At 62.6% G+C, this 17,805-nt stretch carries 18 protein-coding genes; 11 read left to right on the plus strand and 7 right to left on the minus strand.

Features of this window, described 5'->3' with window-relative positions:
* Positions 1-76: 76 nt before the first annotated feature.
* Entirely contained in the window at positions 77-1,183 is a 1,107-nt protein-coding gene (locus H5P29_RS02995; RefSeq protein WP_067955330.1) for a DNA alkylation repair protein, read from the minus strand.
* A 238-nt stretch (positions 1,184-1,421) separates the two neighbouring features.
* Between H5P29_RS02995 and H5P29_RS03000 the strand changes: the two genes are divergently transcribed.
* Positions 1,422-1,811 carry an SRPBCC domain-containing protein gene (locus H5P29_RS03000; RefSeq protein ID WP_067955332.1) on the plus strand — a complete coding sequence of 130 codons (390 nt, stop codon included), beginning with the start codon at positions 1,422-1,424 and terminating at the stop codon, positions 1,809-1,811.
* 21 nt (positions 1,812-1,832) lie between these two features.
* Here the strand turns inward: H5P29_RS03000 and H5P29_RS03005 are convergent, their stop codons facing one another.
* The 4 genes from H5P29_RS03005 to H5P29_RS03020 form a co-directional block, all read right to left on the minus strand.
* Entirely contained in the window at positions 1,833-2,189 is a 357-nt protein-coding gene (locus tag H5P29_RS03005; protein ID WP_154385888.1) for a DUF1801 domain-containing protein, read from the minus strand.
* On the minus strand, positions 2,179-2,589 hold the full coding sequence (locus H5P29_RS03010; protein WP_154385887.1) for a VOC family protein: 411 nt from the start codon (positions 2,587-2,589) through the stop codon (positions 2,179-2,181). The genes H5P29_RS03005 and H5P29_RS03010 overlap by 11 nt, the downstream gene beginning before the upstream one ends.
* Before the next feature lie 289 nt (positions 2,590-2,878).
* Positions 2,879-3,673: a class II glutamine amidotransferase gene (locus H5P29_RS03015; RefSeq protein WP_154385886.1), complete on the minus strand. Its 795-nt coding sequence runs from the start codon at positions 3,671-3,673 to the stop codon at positions 2,879-2,881.
* A 5-nt stretch (positions 3,674-3,678) separates the two neighbouring features.
* Positions 3,679-3,894 (minus strand): DUF6356 family protein, encoded by a 216-nt coding sequence (locus H5P29_RS03020; RefSeq protein WP_067965826.1) that lies wholly within the window; start codon positions 3,892-3,894, stop codon positions 3,679-3,681.
* 101 nt (positions 3,895-3,995) lie between these two features.
* Here H5P29_RS03020 and H5P29_RS03025 point away from each other — a divergent pair, with 101 nt between their 5' ends.
* From H5P29_RS03025 to H5P29_RS03040, 4 genes are all read left to right on the plus strand, one after another.
* A complete protein-coding gene (locus H5P29_RS03025; protein WP_154385884.1) occupies positions 3,996-4,466 on the plus strand; it encodes an Lrp/AsnC family transcriptional regulator in 471 nt (156 codons plus the stop codon).
* A 55-nt stretch (positions 4,467-4,521) separates the two neighbouring features.
* Positions 4,522-5,001 carry a dUTP diphosphatase gene (dut, locus tag H5P29_RS03030; RefSeq protein ID WP_154385882.1) on the plus strand — a complete coding sequence of 160 codons (480 nt, stop codon included), beginning with the start codon at positions 4,522-4,524 and terminating at the stop codon, positions 4,999-5,001.
* On the plus strand, positions 4,998-5,654 hold the full coding sequence (locus tag H5P29_RS03035) for an HAD family phosphatase (protein ID WP_182575581.1): 657 nt from the start codon (positions 4,998-5,000) through the stop codon (positions 5,652-5,654). The genes dut and H5P29_RS03035 overlap by 4 nt, the downstream gene beginning before the upstream one ends.
* 67 nt (positions 5,655-5,721) lie before the next feature.
* Complete coding sequence (locus H5P29_RS03040) at positions 5,722-6,528, plus strand: isocitrate lyase/phosphoenolpyruvate mutase family protein (RefSeq protein ID WP_154385880.1); 807 nt, start codon at positions 5,722-5,724, stop codon at positions 6,526-6,528.
* A 16-nt stretch (positions 6,529-6,544) separates the two neighbouring features.
* Here H5P29_RS03040 and H5P29_RS03045 read toward each other — a convergent pair whose 3' ends face one another.
* Complete coding sequence (locus tag H5P29_RS03045; RefSeq protein ID WP_154385878.1) at positions 6,545-7,267, minus strand: sulfate transporter family protein; 723 nt, start codon at positions 7,265-7,267, stop codon at positions 6,545-6,547.
* 169 nt (positions 7,268-7,436) lie between these two features.
* Between H5P29_RS03045 and H5P29_RS03050 the strand changes: the two genes are divergently transcribed.
* Positions 7,437-8,444: an adenosine kinase gene (locus H5P29_RS03050; RefSeq protein WP_154385877.1), complete on the plus strand. Its 1,008-nt coding sequence runs from the start codon at positions 7,437-7,439 to the stop codon at positions 8,442-8,444.
* Positions 8,445-9,276: 832 nt separating this feature from the next.
* Positions 9,277-11,196: an ATP-binding protein gene (locus tag H5P29_RS03055; protein ID WP_154385876.1), complete on the plus strand. Its 1,920-nt coding sequence runs from the start codon at positions 9,277-9,279 to the stop codon at positions 11,194-11,196.
* A gap of 302 nt (positions 11,197-11,498) precedes the next feature.
* Here H5P29_RS03055 and H5P29_RS03060 read toward each other — a convergent pair whose 3' ends face one another.
* Positions 11,499-13,787: an NADP-dependent malic enzyme gene (locus tag H5P29_RS03060; protein WP_154385874.1), complete on the minus strand. Its 2,289-nt coding sequence runs from the start codon at positions 13,785-13,787 to the stop codon at positions 11,499-11,501.
* A 216-nt stretch (positions 13,788-14,003) separates the two neighbouring features.
* Between H5P29_RS03060 and mutS the strand changes: the two genes are divergently transcribed.
* The 4 genes from mutS (at position 14,004) to H5P29_RS03080 (ending at position 17,778) form a co-directional block, all read left to right on the plus strand.
* A complete protein-coding gene (gene mutS, locus H5P29_RS03065; protein WP_195763190.1) occupies positions 14,004-16,652 on the plus strand; it encodes a DNA mismatch repair protein MutS in 2,649 nt (882 codons plus the stop codon).
* A 24-nt stretch (positions 16,653-16,676) separates the two neighbouring features.
* Complete coding sequence (locus H5P29_RS03070) at positions 16,677-17,075, plus strand: VOC family protein (RefSeq protein ID WP_067955355.1); 399 nt, start codon at positions 16,677-16,679, stop codon at positions 17,073-17,075.
* Between the two features lie 74 nt (positions 17,076-17,149).
* Complete coding sequence (locus H5P29_RS03075) at positions 17,150-17,467, plus strand: hypothetical protein (RefSeq protein WP_067955357.1); 318 nt, start codon at positions 17,150-17,152, stop codon at positions 17,465-17,467.
* An 89-nt stretch (positions 17,468-17,556) separates the two neighbouring features.
* Positions 17,557-17,778: a hypothetical protein gene (locus H5P29_RS03080; protein WP_067955360.1), complete on the plus strand. Its 222-nt coding sequence runs from the start codon at positions 17,557-17,559 to the stop codon at positions 17,776-17,778.
* The last annotated feature ends 27 nt before the right edge of the window (positions 17,779-17,805 follow it).

The raw sequence follows: 17,805 nt of genomic DNA on the forward strand, positions 1-17,805 counted from the left end.
GAGGAATTGGAGCAATGCAGGATGTTCAGGTCCTCCCTCCTCAAATGGGGGGAGGTGCGACGTCAACGTCTGGCCTCTACCCCTTCAGCTCGAAGCCGCCCTCGGCCACCGTCTCGCCATTGACGATCAGCTCGATCAAGTGATGGCCGGGATAGTGCTTGCGTGTGGTGAAGTCGCGCACCGCCTGGCTGATCGAGAGTTCCTTCTGGCTGCCCGGCGCAAGGTTGATCTCCTTGAGCTTGAACACTTTCTTCGAGCTGCCGCCGCTTTTCTTGACGTAGTGCACGGCATAGTCGACGACCAGTTGCTGTGCCGTCTCGGCGGTCGAGGCAATGTTGGCCTTGAGCGTGATGCGGCCGCCGAGCAGGATCGCCGCCGGCTGGACCGCGAAGGTGTCGACACGCACCATCGGCTTGCCCGTCGTGCCGATCGCGCCAAGTGCGCGGGGATCGCCCTTCTTGATCATCGTCCGCAGCGCGTGCTTGACGATCCAGGCAGTGTTCCTGTCGTCCATGTCCCATGCCGAGATGCGGTCGATCACCCGGTCGGGATGGTCCTTGGAAATGTCGTTGAGGTGGTTGGCCACGGATTTGCGCACATAGAGGCTGGGATCGCTGCGCAGCGTCTCGAGGATGGGTGCCGTCGGCGACGGATCCTTGATCAGCTGCTTGAGCTGGAACGACCACGGTAGCCGCGGGCGCGATCCCTCGCTGGCCAGGCGGCGCACATGCTCGTTGTCGTCGAGTGCCCAGCGGCGCATCACCTTCAGCGTGCCATCGAAATCCATGGCCAGGAAATGCCGGATGGCGAATTCGGCCGAACCAAAGCGGGTGAAATAGTGCAGTGCCTGCATCGACAGGTCGACATGGCCCTTGCCGTAAAGCGCGACATATTCCGACAGAACGATCGAGGCGAAGCTGTGCTGGATGCGCGGCGCCAGCTCGTAAAGCACATCGACGCCACGCTCGAAGCTGCCCGGCAGGGCGCCGTGCAGGCTGGTCGCGGTCTGTCGCAGCCGCTGCATGATACCGAGATCGTCGAGATTGGCGGTCGCCAGCGCCATGAACTTTTCCGCATCGAAAGCAGCCGAGATGGACGCCGTCTCGGTGGCAATGTGGCGAAGGCGGTCGCGATCGAAGATTTCCTTGAGTGCCGGGGCGGCTAGCGTCTGGTCTTCCGTCATCTGTTTCCGTCCTGCATGGCGCCCCCGCGCCGGCCCTTGGGCGTCCATTCGGACGAAGGGCTCGTTGCGCAGATACGAATCGGACCTCGAAACTACAATCCCTCTCCTGCCAAGGCACTGTCAGGAGACAGTCGACGACGGCGCTTTCGTCGTCGCAAACCGCCGTTGACGTTACTGCCGGACGGGCGGAAAATATTCTCAACGCGCGTGACACATCGCGCCTTTCCAGGAGGTCGACATGACCATCCACCAGGAAGTGCATCTCAAGGGCTCACCCAGAAACATCTATGAACTGCTGCTCGATTCCGCCCGCTTTCAGGCCATGACGGGTGGCCGGGCGGCCCATATCTCGCCCCATGAGGGCGGCGAAGTCTCGATGTTCGGCGGCGATATCGAGGCGCGCAATGTCGAACTGGTGCCCAACCGCCGCATCGTCCAGGCTTGGCGTTCCCGCGTCTGGCCCGAAGGCACCTATTCGATCGTGCGCTTCGAACTGCAGGCCGACGGCACCGGCACGAGACTGACCTTCGACCAGGCCGGCTACCCACGTTCGGCGCATGCAGCGCTCGATGAAGGTTGGGCGAAAATGTACTGGGAGCCGATGAACCGCGCCCTGACGCATCATTGACGGCAGCGCGGCTAACGCCTTTCAGGCGTCTGCGGCCTGGCGCGCCAGCGCGACATAGTGAGTGACATGCCGGTCCTCGATGTCCGACACCGAGAAGAGCTTGATGTGGCGTCGCAGTTTGCCTTGCCCCAGAAGCACGCCGTGCGTGTCCGGCAAAGCCGCACCTTGGCTGAGTTCCAGCGTAACATGACCGGCATATGAGAAGACGCCGCAAAACGGCGTACGCGCCGAAAACAGGATGCCGCCGTATTTGACCTCCTCGGAGATGGACGGACCGGCCTGCAGCACGATCTCGCGCAGCCGCGACACAATAGCGAAGTGATCTGCCCGCTGATCCTGCAGCTCGTCCAGGAAGGCTAGAACGCGATCACAGGCCATGGTCAATCCGTGGCGCATAGAACTGCCTGAACTCGTGGGATGGTTCGCGGTTGGAGTAGATGCAGAGCGTGATGCCGTTGGGGTCCCGGATCGCAAAGCCGCGATCGCCCCAGGGATGGTCTTCGATCGGCATGACAGGCACCAGCCCCACGGCTGTCATTGCGCGATGCTCGTCATCGACGTCGTCGACGCAGAAATTGTAAGTCAGGCCCGCCGTGTCGCATGTGGGTTGTTCTCCCTGCGGCTCCATGAATTGCAGCGAAAGCCCTGTCTCAAATTCAAGGCTGACATACCAGCCGCAATCGAACACCGCTCGCGCGCCAAAATGCCTGATGTAGAAGTCGCGAGTCTCGACGACGCGTTTGGTCGTGATGCAGAGAGATGCAGTTGTCGGGCGCATTGTGCAAGCTCGCGGTGAGTTGACTGGCGAGATCTGCTGTCTTCGAGGCTTCGCCAAACGCAGCGGCAACAAGCCAAGGCTGGCAGCAGAAATCCCTTCGGATGTCCCTGGAAAATACACTTCGGCCCGCTTCGATCTTGAACAAATCGGACAGCGGCCGGTCAAACTGACACTTGGGACAGCCGCGCAGACATTGGGCAAAGCGCAAGTGCCGACGCATTGGTCTGGACACGTCTACGCGTAGGCGTCGATCTCGTTCCGCCTAAACGTCGCCTGCAGGCCGCCGGTTTCAGCCGGCCAGTGCGAGTTGCGCCAATGCCGGCTGGAACGGGCGGACGGTCATTTCATCAGGCGTCATGGCGACAAAACTCGACGGCGGCACCGCCTGCCAGCTCTGTCCTTCGCGGTCGAAGGGTTCGGAGACGATACAGCGACCGGTTTCGCCGTCGCGGGTGTAGAGCGTCGGCGCATGTCCGTCGGTGGCAAAGCGCACGGCAAACAGGCTTGTGCCGTCACTGAAAGCGGCAGTCAGCTTCAGCTGCGGATCAATGCCGGCGCCATGTGCGGCAGCAACCACACGGCCGGTGGCACGGGTGACCGCGCCCTGCGGATCAGCGTCGAGCCCCTCTTCCAGCATCAGCATGAAAAACAGCTCGGAATCGGTCGTGCCCTGGCGCTGCTCGTAGAGATCGTCGTTGATGCTGGCCTCGAGCCGGCGCCGGATCTTCTCGAAGCCCGAGATCTGGCCGTTGTGCATGAAGCTCCAGCGTCCCGAAATGAAGGGGTGGCAGTTGGCGCGGCTGGTGGCGCCGCCGGTCGATGCCCGGACATGGGCGAGAAACAGGCCCGACTTGATCTGCCGGCACAGGCTTTTCAGATTGGGGTCCGACCAGGCCGGCAGGATGTCGCGATAGAGGCCCGGCTCCGGCCTGTCGCCATACCAGGCAAGCCCGAAACCGTCGCCATTGGTCGGCGACTTGGCCTCCTGCGCGCAATGACTCTGTGCGATCAGCGAATGGCACGGCGCCGTCACGATGTCTTCGAGGAAGACCTCTTCACCGATATAGGCGGCCCACCGGCACATGCGCTTCAACGTCCCCGATTGTGTGTCCGCTCGTACAGCCGGCGGATGATCGTGCTGGCAGTAGATTCGAACAGGAAGGGTAACAAAGCGTGAATGAGTGCCGCGCCCGCTGCCAGGAACAGCTGACCGGCGAACCAGCCGGCAAAACGCATGTGCTCGAAATAGCTCTCGTCGACCGCCTCGGGGTGAGCCGTGAACAGCTTTGCGATGCGTGCGGACATGAGAACCTCCCTGGCTGACATGAGTATCGTCGCACGGGAGAGAGGTTCATCGGTCCCAATCCGTCCTTGCCATTTGTCGAATATTGGGACAATCATCCCAAATGTCTGGAGAACTCGATACGATTGATCGAAGAATCCTCGCCGAACTGCAGCGCGACGGCACGCTTTCGGTCGACCAGCTGTCCGAGCGCGTCGGCCTGTCGCGCAATGCCTGCTGGCGCCGGGTCAAAAGGCTCGACGATGAGCGCTTCATCACCGGCCGGGTGGCGCTCGTCGACGCCGACAAGCTCGGCCTCGGCCTTTCGGTGTTCATCCTGGTGCGGACGTCGAGCCACGATCCCGAGTGGCTGGCCAAATTCCGCGCCGGCGTGACATCGTTTCCCGAGATCACCGGCGTCTATCGCATGTCGGGTGATCTCGACTATGTCTTGCGTGCCCGCGTCGCCGATGTGAAAGCGTATGACCGTCTCTACCAGCGCCTCATCGCCAAGGTACCGCTGTCGGATGTGTCGGCCTCCTTCGTCATGGAGGAGATCCGCGAAACGACTGTCGTGCCGGTGGAAATTCGCTGAGTGCGACCTCTTGTGAATTGACCTCTTCTGGACGCTGTCCCATAGGATCGCCGCCATGACATCGACCGCCGCAACCTCTTCCGCCCCCGTCATCGGGATCGTCCGCTTGCCGCATTCGGGCGAGCTGCCCCTGCCGTCCTACGAAACGTCGGGTGCCGCCGGCATGGACCTGCGCGCCGCGGTGCCGGATGACCGGCCGCTTTTGATCCTGCCCGGCAAGCGCGCCTTGGTGCCGACCGGCCTGATCTTCGAAATTCCGGAAGGTTTCGAAGGTCAAATTCGCCCGCGGTCCGGCCTTGCCTTCAAGCACGGCATCACCTGCCTCAACACGCCGGGTACCATCGACAGCGACTATCGCGGCGAGGTCAAGGTGCTGTTGATCAACCATGGCGACGAAGACTTCTATGTCGAGCGCGGCATGCGCATCGCCCAGATCGTCATCGCATCGGTGACCCGCGCCGGGGTCGAGGAGCGCACGCTTGCCGGCGACACGTCGCGCGGCGCCGGCGGCTTCGGCTCCACGGGCACCGCGTGAACAAGCCGAATCTCGTCATCTTCGACTGCGACGGCGTGCTGGTCGACACAGAGCCGCTGGCCAACCAGCGGCTCGCGGCCTGGCTGACCGAGGCGGGTTATCCCGTCAGCTACGCGGACTGCCGCCGCCAGTTCGTCGGCCGCAGTCTGGTGTCGGTGCAGAAGGAGGTCGAGGCGACGGGCGTCAGCCTTGGGCCTGACTTCGTCGAGCGCTGGTACCGCGAGCTGCCGGAGCTGTTTGCGTCAGGCGTCCAGGCGATCCCGCACGTCGAGACCTTCGTCACCGCCGTGCAGGCCGCCGGCATCGCCTATTGCGTGGCGTCGTCGGCACGGGTCAACAAGATGCATATGACGCTCGGCCAGACCGGGCTGCTGCCCTATTTCCACGACGTGCTGTTTTCGGCCACCATGGTCGAGCGCGGCAAGCCGTTTCCAGACCTGTTCCTGCACGCCGCCGGCACGATGGGCTTTGCCCCAGCCGACTGTATCGTCATCGAGGACAGCGTCGCCGGCGCCCAGGCGGGGCGTGCCGCCGGCATGCGGGTGTTCGGCTATCACCGCGACCCGCACTCCGACTGCGATGGCCTCAAGGCGGCGGGCGCCGTGCTGTTCGACGACATGCGCAAACTGGCAGGACTGATCCCGATCGCCTGAAACAGGGTTTGAGCCCTCCGGCGCGCCGGTCTAATATTGCCCGTCGGTTCGGATCGAGGGCGATGACATGGACAAGGGCGCGGTCTTCCGGAAACTTCACAAGGCGCCGGGCGCCTTCATCATTCCCAATCCGTGGGACATCGGCACATCAAAGCTTCTGGCTTCCTTCGGTTTCGAAGCGCTGGCGACGACCAGCGCCGGCTATGCCTTCTCGCGCGGGCGGCCCGACGGTGATGTCGGCTTCGAGGAGATGATCCACCACTGCCGCGATCTGGCGCACGCCACCGGGCTGCCTGTTTCGGCCGACCTCGAGAAGGGCAAGGGCGACAGCCCCGAAAGCTCAGGTGAAACAGTCTTTGCCGCCGAGGCAGCAGGCCTTGCCGGTTGCTCGCTCGAGGACCACACCGGCGAGCCTGACCGGCCGATCTACGATTTTTCGCATGCCGTCGAGCGCGTCACTGCGGCAGCCGAGGCTGCGCGGGCGCTGAAGGGTGACTTCGTCCTGACGGCGCGGTCGGAAAACTTCCTCTGGAACCGCCCCGATCTCGACGACACCATCAAGCGGCTGCAGGCCTTCGAGAAGGCCGGGGCCGACGTGCTTTATGCCCCCGGGATATCAGACATCGAAATGATCCGGACGCTGTGCAGCTCTGTCACGAAACCGGTCAACGTTCTGGCAGTGCCGGGCTTCTCGGTCGCGGTGCTGGCCGAGGCGGGCGCCAAGCGCATCTCGCTCGGCTCGAAGCTGACCGCCTACGCCTTCGGCATGATGGAGCGGGCGTCGCGCGAGATGCTGGGCCAGGGCACGTTCGAATTCTCCCGCGACGGCATCGCCTATGCCAAGCTGCAGGCGATGTTCGGCCGCGAGAGCTGAACGCCCCTTATCATCTTCACGCCCGCGCCATTTCAGGCCGGCGCTCGGCCGCCGACACGCTCTTGTGCAGATGCACCATCATCGCCGCGGCGAAGAGCGGGGTGAGAAGGTTGAGGATCGGCACGGCGAGGAAGGCTGCGATGACAAGGCCGGCCATGAACACCGTGCCGGCATTGCGGCGGCGCAAATCCTTGGCGTCCTGCTCGGAGCGGAAGCGCATGGCGGCGAATTCGAAGAACTCGCGGCCGAGCAGATAGCCGTTGACCAGGAAGAAGGCGCCGATGTTGACGATGGGGATGAACATCAGAAGCAGCGCCAACAGATTGCCCAATATGACGATGCCGAAGAATTTGATCGCCAGCACGATGGCGCGCAATGCCGGCACCGGCTGCCCCGGGCGCTCCGCGGGATAGTTGGTCTTTTCGACGACCTCGGCGACGTCGTCCAAAAACAGGCCGGCGACGATCGCCGTCACCGGCGCAATCAGCAAGGCCAGCCCCAGCGCCAGGCCGACGCCGGCGATAACAGCCGCGATCAGGCCCAGCCAGCCGGTCCAGGCGGGCAGACCGGGCAGCATGGCGTCGATCCACGGCCAGGCGAGCCAGTCGAAGACCTCGCGGATGCCGAACCACAGCGCGACAAGCGCCAGCAGCGTCAGTCCCAGCGTCTTCAGGAACACCGTGCGGAACTCGGCCGAAAAGAGCTGGCCGGCGGCGGTGCGGGCGGCGTCGAGGATCATGTTGGGGTTACGTCTCCCTGTTTCCGCGCTGAGATAAGGTGCCGCGGGGCCGGCCTCAAGCGGCTCTCGCCAATTTGCCGGTAGGCAAACGGGCCGCGAGCCGCTAAACGCAATCCGTTTTGCCGACCCCTCGGCCCCTTTTTACGGCCAAAGCGCCGCGGAGACCCTGATGAGCCAATATGACGTGCTGTGCATCGGCAACGCCATCGTCGACATCATCGCGCAATGCGACGAGGCCTTTCTCACCGACAACGGCATCATCAAGGGGGCGATGAACCTGATCGACGCCGAGCGCGCCGAACTGCTCTATTCCCGCATGGGCCCGGCGATCGAGGCCTCGGGCGGCTCGGCCGGCAACACCGCTGCCGGCATCGCCAGCTTCGGCGGCCGCGCCGCCTATTTCGGCAAGGTTTCCCGCGACCATCTCGGCGAGATCTTCAGCCACGACATCCACGCCCAGGGCGTCGCCTTCGACACCAAACCTCTTGAAGGGGGGCCGCTCGACGGCACGCCGCCGACGGCGCGCTCGATGATCTTCGTCACCCCCGACGGCGAGCGTTCGATGAACACGTATCTCGGCGCCTGCGTCGAGCTCGGACCAGACGACGTCGAGGCGGACAAGGCAAGCGGTGCCAAGGTCACCTATTTCGAAGGCTATCTGTGGGACCCGCCGCTGGCCAAGGAAGCGATCCGCATGACGGCAGCACATGCGCATGCGGCGGGCCGCGAAGTGTCGATGACGCTGTCAGATTCGTTCTGCGTCGACCGCTACCGCGCCGAGTTCCTCGAACTGATGCGTTCGGGCACCGTCGACATCGTTTTTGCCAACAGCCACGAGATCAAGTCGCTCTATGAGACGTCGTCGTTCGACGAGGCACTGTCGCTGATCCGCAAGGACTGCAAGATCGCCGCTGTCACCCGCTCGGAGAAGGGCTCGGTCATCGTGCGCGGCGACGAGACGGTGATGATCCAGGCGACCGAGATCCGCGAGCTGGTCGACACGACAGGTGCCGGCGACCTCTATGCCGCCGGTTTCCTCTATGGCTACACCCAAGGCCGCTCGCTCAAGGACTGCGGCGACCTCGGCTCGCTCGCCGCCGGCCTGGTCATCCAGCAAATCGGCCCGCGACCACGGCAGAATTTGAAACGCGAAGCCGAGCAGGCGGGGCTGCTCTGAGATCTTCCTTCGCCCCGTTTACGGGGAGAAGGTGCCCCGAAGGGGCGGATGAGGGGCGGCACAGGCCTCGCGCATGTCCCGCCCTACGTTGCCCCCCTCTGGCCTGCCGGCCATCTCCCCCTCAGGTGGGGAGATCATGATGTCACCTCGACCTTCGCCAATCACCACCATTGCAGGAAATGCGCTGCACCGAAGCTGCCAATCCCCCCCTGTGGGGGAGATGGCCGGCAGGCCAGAGGGGGGCGCGAAGGATCGCGGCCTTCGTCGCTGGCGTACTTCTCGACTGCCATGCTCACTTTCGCGCTTGGCCATTGTCAAAGAACGCTTCTGTCTCGGAGAAAAATCCGGGAAGCGGGGCCGTGCTGCCGAATGCTGAGTAATGGCGCGAACCCGCGCTCCACCGGCGATTTCTGTCTCCGCCCGTTCCGCTTCTCGAAGCACAGGCATTTTCGCCCCTGCCCCACTAGCGCATCGTTCAGCGCACCCGCCCGGAGGGGAACCCTCGGACGGGATCTCCCCCGGCAACTGGCTACGTCAGCCCATCGCCGGAGGCGCCGGCTCCTCGCCGCATGTCATCGTCGCGACCGGCGTTCCCGTGGGAGGAACCGCGGGGATCGGACGGGAAGGCGGAGGGGCGTGGAAAAACGGGGGCGGATATCCACGCTGATTGCTGACAGATGGTGACAGTTGGCCCTGTCTCAATGCGACCGCAAGCGCCTAATGTCGGCACACAGATGCGACGCAACAGGACTCTCAATCTGGACACCTAGACTTACGCCTTGTTGTGATATCGTCGTGCCTAATCGCAAGAACTGCAGAGGATTGTCCGACAGTGAAGCTCGCATTCAAGAAACCGTACCGCTCTATTAAATCCTTCCCAGAAGCCGATCTTCCATCGTTCTCTATTATTACAGGCGCGAATGGGACAGGCAAAACACATCTACTCAAAGCGATACAAGCAGGAAGTATCTCTGTTGACTGCATTGAAGATGCCAGTGCGGAAGTGAGATTCTTTGACTGGAACACGATGATACCAAAAGACACTGGAGAGTACGACGGTCACAGTGTAATTACCGAACGAATGGAAGCATGGAAGGCCATTGAAAAACTCCAAACCCTTCGATTTGAGAAAATTTCGCCTCAGTTTGCTTCAAATGGAATGGTCGTAAATAGTATAGAGGAATATAAGTCGCTATTTGAACCCGGATCTGAACCTGATAAAATAAAGAATTTTTCTGGCATCATAGATCTATTTGATCGATTTATTGCTCAATCTGGCGCGTCGCACTTACCAATAGCACAAGAGGTCTCCACGCTACGGAAAAAACCCTTGTCGGCTTTAGATCGCGACGACTTCTTGGCAGACGAGACACCAACCTGGGGCGCCGCAGAACTTTTCCAACAATCTTTCGCCCGACTATTTGTTGCCTATCGCGATCTCCAGCTAAAGAACCGAGTTAAGCAATTAGCCATTATCAAGGGACGCACCGATGTCTCAGCACTGTCGGATGAGGAATTCCGAGACCGCTATATGATGCCTCCTTGGGAGTTCGTAAACAGCGCGATTGAAACTGCCGGCCTAAAATTTAGAATCAATCAACCGGACGAATTCTCGAACACACCCTTCGAGCCAAAATTAACTAAGGAAAATACACAAACTGAGATAAAATTCTTAGATCTATCAAGTGGCGAAAAAATACTTATGTCGTTTGCGTTATGCCTTTATTATGCCGATGACAAACGTCAACTTACAACATACCCAAAAATATTGCTTCTTGATGAAATAGACGCCCCACTTCACCCGGCAATGACAAAAAATCTAATCGATACGATTGTCGATACGCTTGTCGAAAAACATAAAGTCAACGTAATACTAGCAACTCATTCCCCTTCTACCGTAGCACTGGCGCCAGAAGGTTGTCTCCATGTAATGCTCCCAGATAAGCCCGGTATCTCGGCAATATCTAAATCAAATGCATTAAACCTGCTTACAGTAGGAGTCCCCACTCTAGCCCTCTCCTATGATGGGAGAAGACAGGTTTTTGTCGAAAGTCCAAGCGACGCAAAAATATATGACTCTCTATACAAGCTCTTGAAGACACGAATTCAGTCGGATCGTTCATTGGAATTCGTTGCGACTGGCACTCGCACTAGGGGTAGCGGCGACACCAACACTGGATGTGAAGTAGTGCGCCGACTTGTCAACGAACTGACTGTTGCAGGCAACATGTCGGTTTTTGGCTTGCTGGATTGGGATGGGAAGCACAATCCAAGCGAGCGAATATCCGTAATTGCGCATGGAAGGCGAAATGGAATTGAGAATGTGATTCTCGACCCATTGCTTTTGGGGATCGCCATCTGCCGAGACTTCCCTGAGAACAGGGCCGCAATCTGCATTCCGGCGGAGATGAGCTATTTCGAGCTGATAACTGGCGGCCAAGTGTTGTTCCAAGGCATGATAGATGCAGTTACAACGAGGGTCTTTGAGACGCCACCTGAAGCGACTTCGATAGCGCAATACGTAGGTGGTTTGTCGTTGGTCATGGACAGTCGATATTTCACAACCGACGATCATGCTCTTGAAAAGATGATTGTAGAAGCATTCCCCTTCCTGAAGGGCATTACAAAGAACCAATCTGGCAGGCTGATCGAGCACGTCATCCAGAATGTCCTAGGCGATAATCCCGACCTGATACCCATAGAGGCAAAAGCTGTAATAGAGGAGCTTCTGGAACGGCCATCCCATTGCTAGACGCAACTCCTTACTATTGAGCCCTCGCTGGCCCGAGAGCGCTCGGTTTCGCTCGTCCCCTTTCGTGGGAGTGTGAGGAACGGCGGCAACCTCGCGATCCTTCGCCCCCCCTCTGCCCTGCCGGGCATCTGCCCCACAAGGAGGGAGATTGGCAGCTTTGGCGCCTTTGCCCAATCGGCAGACGGCGCAAGGAGGGCGGCAGCGCTATGCCCTCCGCCATGGCTCCGGGCCTTGAGTCGCTTCAATCGACAAATCGTTGTCGATTGATCGGCCCTTCGCTACCGCTCAGGGCCGGCCGCTTCTCAAGTCCCCGCGTTGTACGCCGCGATCGCCGCCATGTTGACGATGTCGCTGTCCTTGGCGTTGAGCGAGACGATCTGGACCGGCTTGTTCAAGCCGACCAGCAGCGGGCCGATGACGGTGGAGCCGCCGAGTTCCTGCAGCATCTTGGTCGAGATCGCCGCCGAGTGGAAGGCCGGCATGACCAGCACGTTGGCGGCGCCGGAGAGGCGGCAGAAGGGGTATTGCTGCTGCATCAGGCGGTGGTTGAGGGCGACGTCGGCGGCCATTTCGCCGTCATATTCGAAATCGACGCGGCGCTTGTCGAGGATCTTGACCGCCTCCTGGACACGCTCGGAGCGCTCGCCGGCGGGGTGGCCGAAGGTCGAGTAGGCGAGCATCGCGACGCGCGGCTCATAGCCCATGCGGCGGGCGAAGTGGGCGGCTTCCTCGGCGATGTCGGCGATCTGCTCGGCGTTCGGCATATCGTGGACGGCGGTGTCGGCGACGATGACGGTGCGGCCGCGGGCGAGCACGATCGACACGCCGATGACGCGGTGGCCGGGCTTGGCGTCGATGACGCGGCGGACGTCTTCCAGCACCGTCGAGTAATTGCGGGTGACGCCTGTGACCACGCCGTCGGCATCACCAAGGGCGACCATGCAGGCGGCGAAGTGGTTGCGGTCGTTGTTGATCAGGCGCTGGCAGTCGCGCAGCAGATAACCCTTGCGCTGCAAACGCTCGTAGAGGAAGTCGGCATAGATGGCGTTGCGGCGCGACAGCCGCGCATTGATGATCTCGAGGCCGGGCTTGTTGAGGTCGATGCCGGCCTGCCGGGCATTTTCCTTGATGATGTCGTCGCGGCCGAGAAGGATGGCGGTGCCGAGCTTCTGGTTCACATAAGACACGGCGGCGCGCATGACCTGCTCTTCCTCGCCCTCGGCAAAGACGATGCGCTTGGGCTGGCGCCGGACGCGGTCGTAGATGCGCTGCAAGGTCGAGGCGATCGGGTCGCGGCGGGCGGAGAGCTCGTTGGCGTATTTGTCGAGATCGAGGATCGGCCGGCCGGCGACACCCGATTCCATGGCGGCCTTGGCGACAGCGATCGGAATCGCCGAGATCAGGCGCGGGTCGAACGGCACCGGGATGATGTAGTTGGGGCCGAATTTCGGCCGGTTGCCCTGATAGGCGGCGGCGACGTCGTCGGGTACATCCTGGCGGGCGAGCTCGGCCAGCGCGTTGGCGGCGGCGACCTTCATGGCGTCGTTGATGGTTGTCGCGCGGACATCGAGCGCGCCGCGGAAGATGTAGGGGAAGCCGAGCACGTTGTTGACCTGGTTCGGATAGTCCGAACGGCCGGTCGCCATGATGGCGTCGGTGCGGATCTCGGCGACTTCCTCGGGCGTGATCTCCGGATCGGGATTGGCCATGGCGAAGATGATCGGGTTCTTGGCCATGGACTGGATCATGGCCGGTGTCAGCGCGCCCTTGGCCGAGAGGCCGAAGACGATGTCGGCGCCGTCCATGGCGTCGGCCAGCGAACGCGCCTCGGTCTTGACCGCATGCGCCGACTTCCACTGGTTCATGCCTTCGGTGCGGCCCTGGTAGACCACGCCCTTGGTGTCGCACAAAATGACATTGTCAGGCGTGAAGCCCATCGACTTGATGAGCTCGATGCAGGCAATGCCGGCGGAACCGGCGCCATTGCAGACCAGCTTGGCCGTCTTCATGTCGCGGCCGGTGATTTCGAGCGCGTTGATCAGGCCGGCGGCGGCGATGATGGCGGTGCCGTGCTGGTCGTCATGGAAGACGGGGATGTCCATCAGCTCGCGCAGGCGCTGCTCGATGATGAAGCATTCGGGCGCCTTGATGTCCTCGAGATTGATGCCGCCGAAGGACGGCCCGAGGAAACGCACGCAGTTGATGAATTCGTCGGCGTCCTCGGTGTCGACCTCAAGGTCGATGGAATCGACGTCGGCGAAGCGCTTGAACAGCACCGCCTTGCCCTCCATGACCGGCTTGGAGGCCAGCGCGCCGAGATTGCCGAGGCCGAGGATGGCGGTGCCGTTGGAGATGACGGCAACCATATTGCCGCGCGTCGTGTAGTCGAAGGCGCGGGACGGATCCTCGGCGATGGCCTTCACCGGCACGGCGACGCCGGGCGAATAGGCGAGGCTGAGGTCGCGCTGCGTCGCCATCGGCTTGGTCGGATTGATCTCGAGCTTGCCCGGGCGGCCCATGGCGTGGAAGTCGAGCGCTTCCTGAGCGGAGACGGAGGGACCGGAATTGTCGGGTTTCCTGGTAGTTGCCATGGTGAGAAGCGTTCCTGTCCCTTAGATTTCTTTTTGTGGAGCGTTTTGGATTAAGGCTACACATCGGCGCTGTAAACCGCCAAGCAGACGAGGGAATTTCCTTTTTTCGAAGGTTCAGGCGTGAACGATCGACCGATAATCGCTGCGGAAGCTGACTTTGCGGAAGCCGGAGGGGAAAGCCGGGCCGAAGCCCCGGTGCATGCCGCGCCGACGCCGATGATGGAACAGTATATGGAGATCAAGGCGGCGAACCCGGATTCGCTGCTGTTCTATCGCATGGGCGACTTCTACGAGCTGTTCTTCGACGACGCCGAGAAGGCCTCGCGCGCGCTCGGCATCGTGCTGACCAAGCGCGGCAAGCACCAGGGCCAGGACATCCCGATGTGCGGGGTGCCGATCCATGCCGCCGACGACTATCTGCAGAAGCTGATCGGGCAAGGCTACCGGGTCGCCGTGTGCGAGCAGGTGGAAGACCCGGCGGAAGCCAAGAAGCGCGGCTCGAAGTCGGTGGTCAAGCGCGACGTGGTGCGGCTGGTGACGCCTGGCACCATCACCGAAGACAAGCTTTTGGCGCCGCAGGAATCGAATTTCCTGATGGCGCTGGGGCGGGTCAAGGGCGCGGGCGAAGCCAGCCTGGCGATCGCCTGGATCGAGATATCGACCGGCATCTTCCGCGTCGCCGAGACGACGCCGGAACGGCTTTCGGCCGACATCTTCCGCGTCGACCCGCGCGAGCTGATCGTCGCCGAACCTGCCTTCCATGACGAGGAGCTGCGCCCGAGCTTCGATCTGGTCGGCCGCATCGTCAACCCGCAGCCGCCGAGCCTGTTCGATTCGACCTCGGCACCCAGCCGCATCGCCCGTTTCTACGACGTGGCGACGCCGGACAGTTTTGGTGCGTTTTCGCGCGCCGAGCTGTCGGCCATCTCCGGCGTCATCGCCTACGTCGAAAAGACCCAGAAGGCCGAGCGGCCGCCTTTGTCGCGGCCCGAGCGCGAGCAGTCGGGCACCACGCTGTTCATCGACCCGGCGACACGCACCAATCTCGAATTGTTGCGCACCCTGTCGGGCGGCCGCGACGGCTCGCTGTTCCGCGCCATCGACCGTACGGTGACGGGCGGCGGCGCGCGCCTGCTCGCCGACCGGCTGATGTCGCCGCTGACAGATCCCGAAGCCATCGGCGCCAGGCTGGACGCGGTGTCGTTCTTCACCGGCGAAACGCGGCTGACCGATGCGCTCAGGCTCAGCCTGAAGGGCGTCGCCGACATGCCGCGCGCACTGTCGCGGCTGGCGCTCAACCGCGGCGGGCCGCGCGATCTCGGCGCGCTGCGTTCGGGATTCTCGGCGGCGCGCACCATTGCCGGGCTGTTTGCGGGCGCTTCCCTGCCGAAGCAGCTGGCGGCGGCGATCGCGGCGATATCGGCCCTGCCCACAGGCTTCGCCGACCATCTCGACGTGGCGCTGGGCGAGGAGCTGCCGCTTCTCAAGCGCGACGGCGGTTTTGTCCGCGCCGGCTATCATCCGGAACTCGACGAGATGCGGGCGCTGCGCGACCAGTCGCGCCGGGTGATCGCCGGCATGGAGCGCGACCTGATCGAGGAGACGGGCATCCGCTCGCTCAAGATCCGCCACAACAACGTGCTCGGCTACTACATCGAGGTGACGGCGAACAACCAGACGGCCCTTAACGGCAGCGACGAGGCCAAGGCGCGCTTCATCCACCGCCAGACCATGGCGAATGCGATGCGCTTCACCACCACCGAGCTCGCCGGCCTCGAGACCAAGATCGCCAATGCAGCCGACCGGGCGCTGACCATCGAACTCCAGGCCTTCGACCAGTTGGTCGGCGAGGCAGTGACCCACGCCCAGGCGATCCGGTCAGGCGCCGACGCGCTGTCCGTGCTCGACGTGTCGGCGGCACTCGCCGTGCTCGCCCAGAACGAGGCGTGGTGCCGGCCCGAGGTCGATGCCAGCCTCGCCTTCGACATTTTTGGTGGGCGCCACCCGGTGGTCGAGCAGTCGCTGAGGCGCGAGGCGGCAGCTCCCTTCGTCGCCAATGACTGTACGCTGTCGCCTGACGGCAACGACAGGAACGGCGCCATCTGGCTGCTCACCGGTCCGAACATGGGTGGTAAGTCGACCTTCCTGCGCCAGAACGCGCTGATCGCCATCCTCGCCCAGATGGGGTCGTTCGTACCCGCCGAGCGTGCGCATATCGGCGTGGTCGACCGGCTGTTCTCCCGCGTCGGCGCCTCGGATGATCTGGCGCGCGGGCGCTCGACCTTCATGGTCGAGATGGTCGAGACCGCCGCCATCCTCAACCAGGCGGGCGAGCGCACGCTTGTCATCCTCGACGAGATCGGTCGGGGTACCGCCACCTTCGACGGCCTGTCGATCGCCTGGGCGGCAGTCGAATATCTGCACGAAAAGAACCGCTGCCGCGCCATCTTCGCCACCCATTTCCACGAACTGACGGCACTCTCCGGCAAGCTCGGCCGCCTGCACAATGTGACGATGCGGGTGAAGGAGTGGGAAGGCGAAGTGGTCTTCCTGCACGAGGTCGGCAAGGGTGCTGCCGACCGCTCCTACGGCGTGCAGGTGGCCCGCCTCGCCGGCCTGCCCGACGCTGTCGTGGCGCGCGCCAAGGAGGTGCTGCACCAGCTCGAGGAAAGCGAAACCTCCGGGAAAGCCAACAAGCTTGTCGACGATTTGCCGCTGTTCTCGGTGGCGGTGAAACGCGAGGCGGCCAAACCCGTCGCCAATGACGCACTGACCAAGGCACTGGAGGGGCTGAGCCCCGACGAAATGACCCCACGCGAGGCACTGGACGCGCTGTATAGGCTGAAGGGGCTGGCGGCGAGCTAAGCAGCGGTTAGGAGCGGAGACGGCATGCTTCATCACATTTCGCTCGGTGTCTCCGACATCGACCGCGCAGCAGCCTTCTACGACGCGGCCCTTGCCCCGCTCGGTTATGTCAGGGTCTGGGAAGACCTCTCGCCCGGCCCCGACGACCAGGCCGTCGGCTACGGTGTCGCAGGCGGCGGTGACAAGCTGGCGCTCAAGCAACGCAGCAAAGGCCAGCGCCCGCCCGGTCCCGGCTTCCACCTTGCCTTCGCCGCACCCGACCGGCAGGCAGTCGCGGCGTTCCATGCGGCAGCACTTGCCCATGGCGGCAAAGACAATGGCGGGCCCGGTCTGCGGGCGCATTACGGCCCGACCTATTTTGCCGCCTTCGTGATCGACCCGGACGGGCATCCTATCGAGGCGGTGTTCAACCAGGCCGTCTAGGCGCGCGCCGGACGCGCCTGCAACTCAAGCCCCGGAGTTCTGCCGGGACCGCTGGCCGGCAAAGCCGACCAGGCATGCGCGGTTTGAACGGCCTCATTCGCTGTGGCATGGGCGAATTTGCAACCGATGGCGGCAGGCGGTCCATTTGGGTCATTGACGTTCTCTCTGCCGCTGCGCCAATGCTGACATTGTGCGCGCTGGCGATCTTGCCAGCCAACCAACCCGATGGAGGACGCATGCCCAAGGTCAGAGGTCAGAGCGCTCTCGACAAGGAGCGCGCCAAAACGGAGAAGCTTCTCAAAAAGGTCGGCTACACCGCCCTGAAGGAGGCCGGGGTGAAATCCAGGCGACCCGACCTTCCGAACCTGAAGACCGAAAAGCGAGAGAAATAACGCGGCCCTCTACGCTGCCCGCAGCCTCCCGGTTGTACCCGCTCTGCCGAACTGCTCAAGGCGGCGCTGGATCGCGAAAGGGCCGTGGCATGGTGGATTCTGACCGGATCGACAAGCTGATCGCTGCGGTGCCCTCTGCCTTGGCATTTTCACCCGACTTGGCGGCAGCTCGGCGAGTGCACACAGCCTCGAGGCTGCGCTCAGCATCGCGCCCGATCGTCTGTCGTGACTGCTTTGTCATCTTCAGGAATGCCGACACCACCACCGTGCTGCGCACCGGCCTGACCGCCGCCGCTGTCACCCACGACTAAGCCGCCGGCGACGCGGTTTTGGAGCCG

This window comes from Aminobacter sp. MDW-2 (assembly GCF_014250155.1).
GTDB lineage: Bacteria > Pseudomonadota > Alphaproteobacteria > Rhizobiales > Rhizobiaceae > Aminobacter > Aminobacter ciceronei.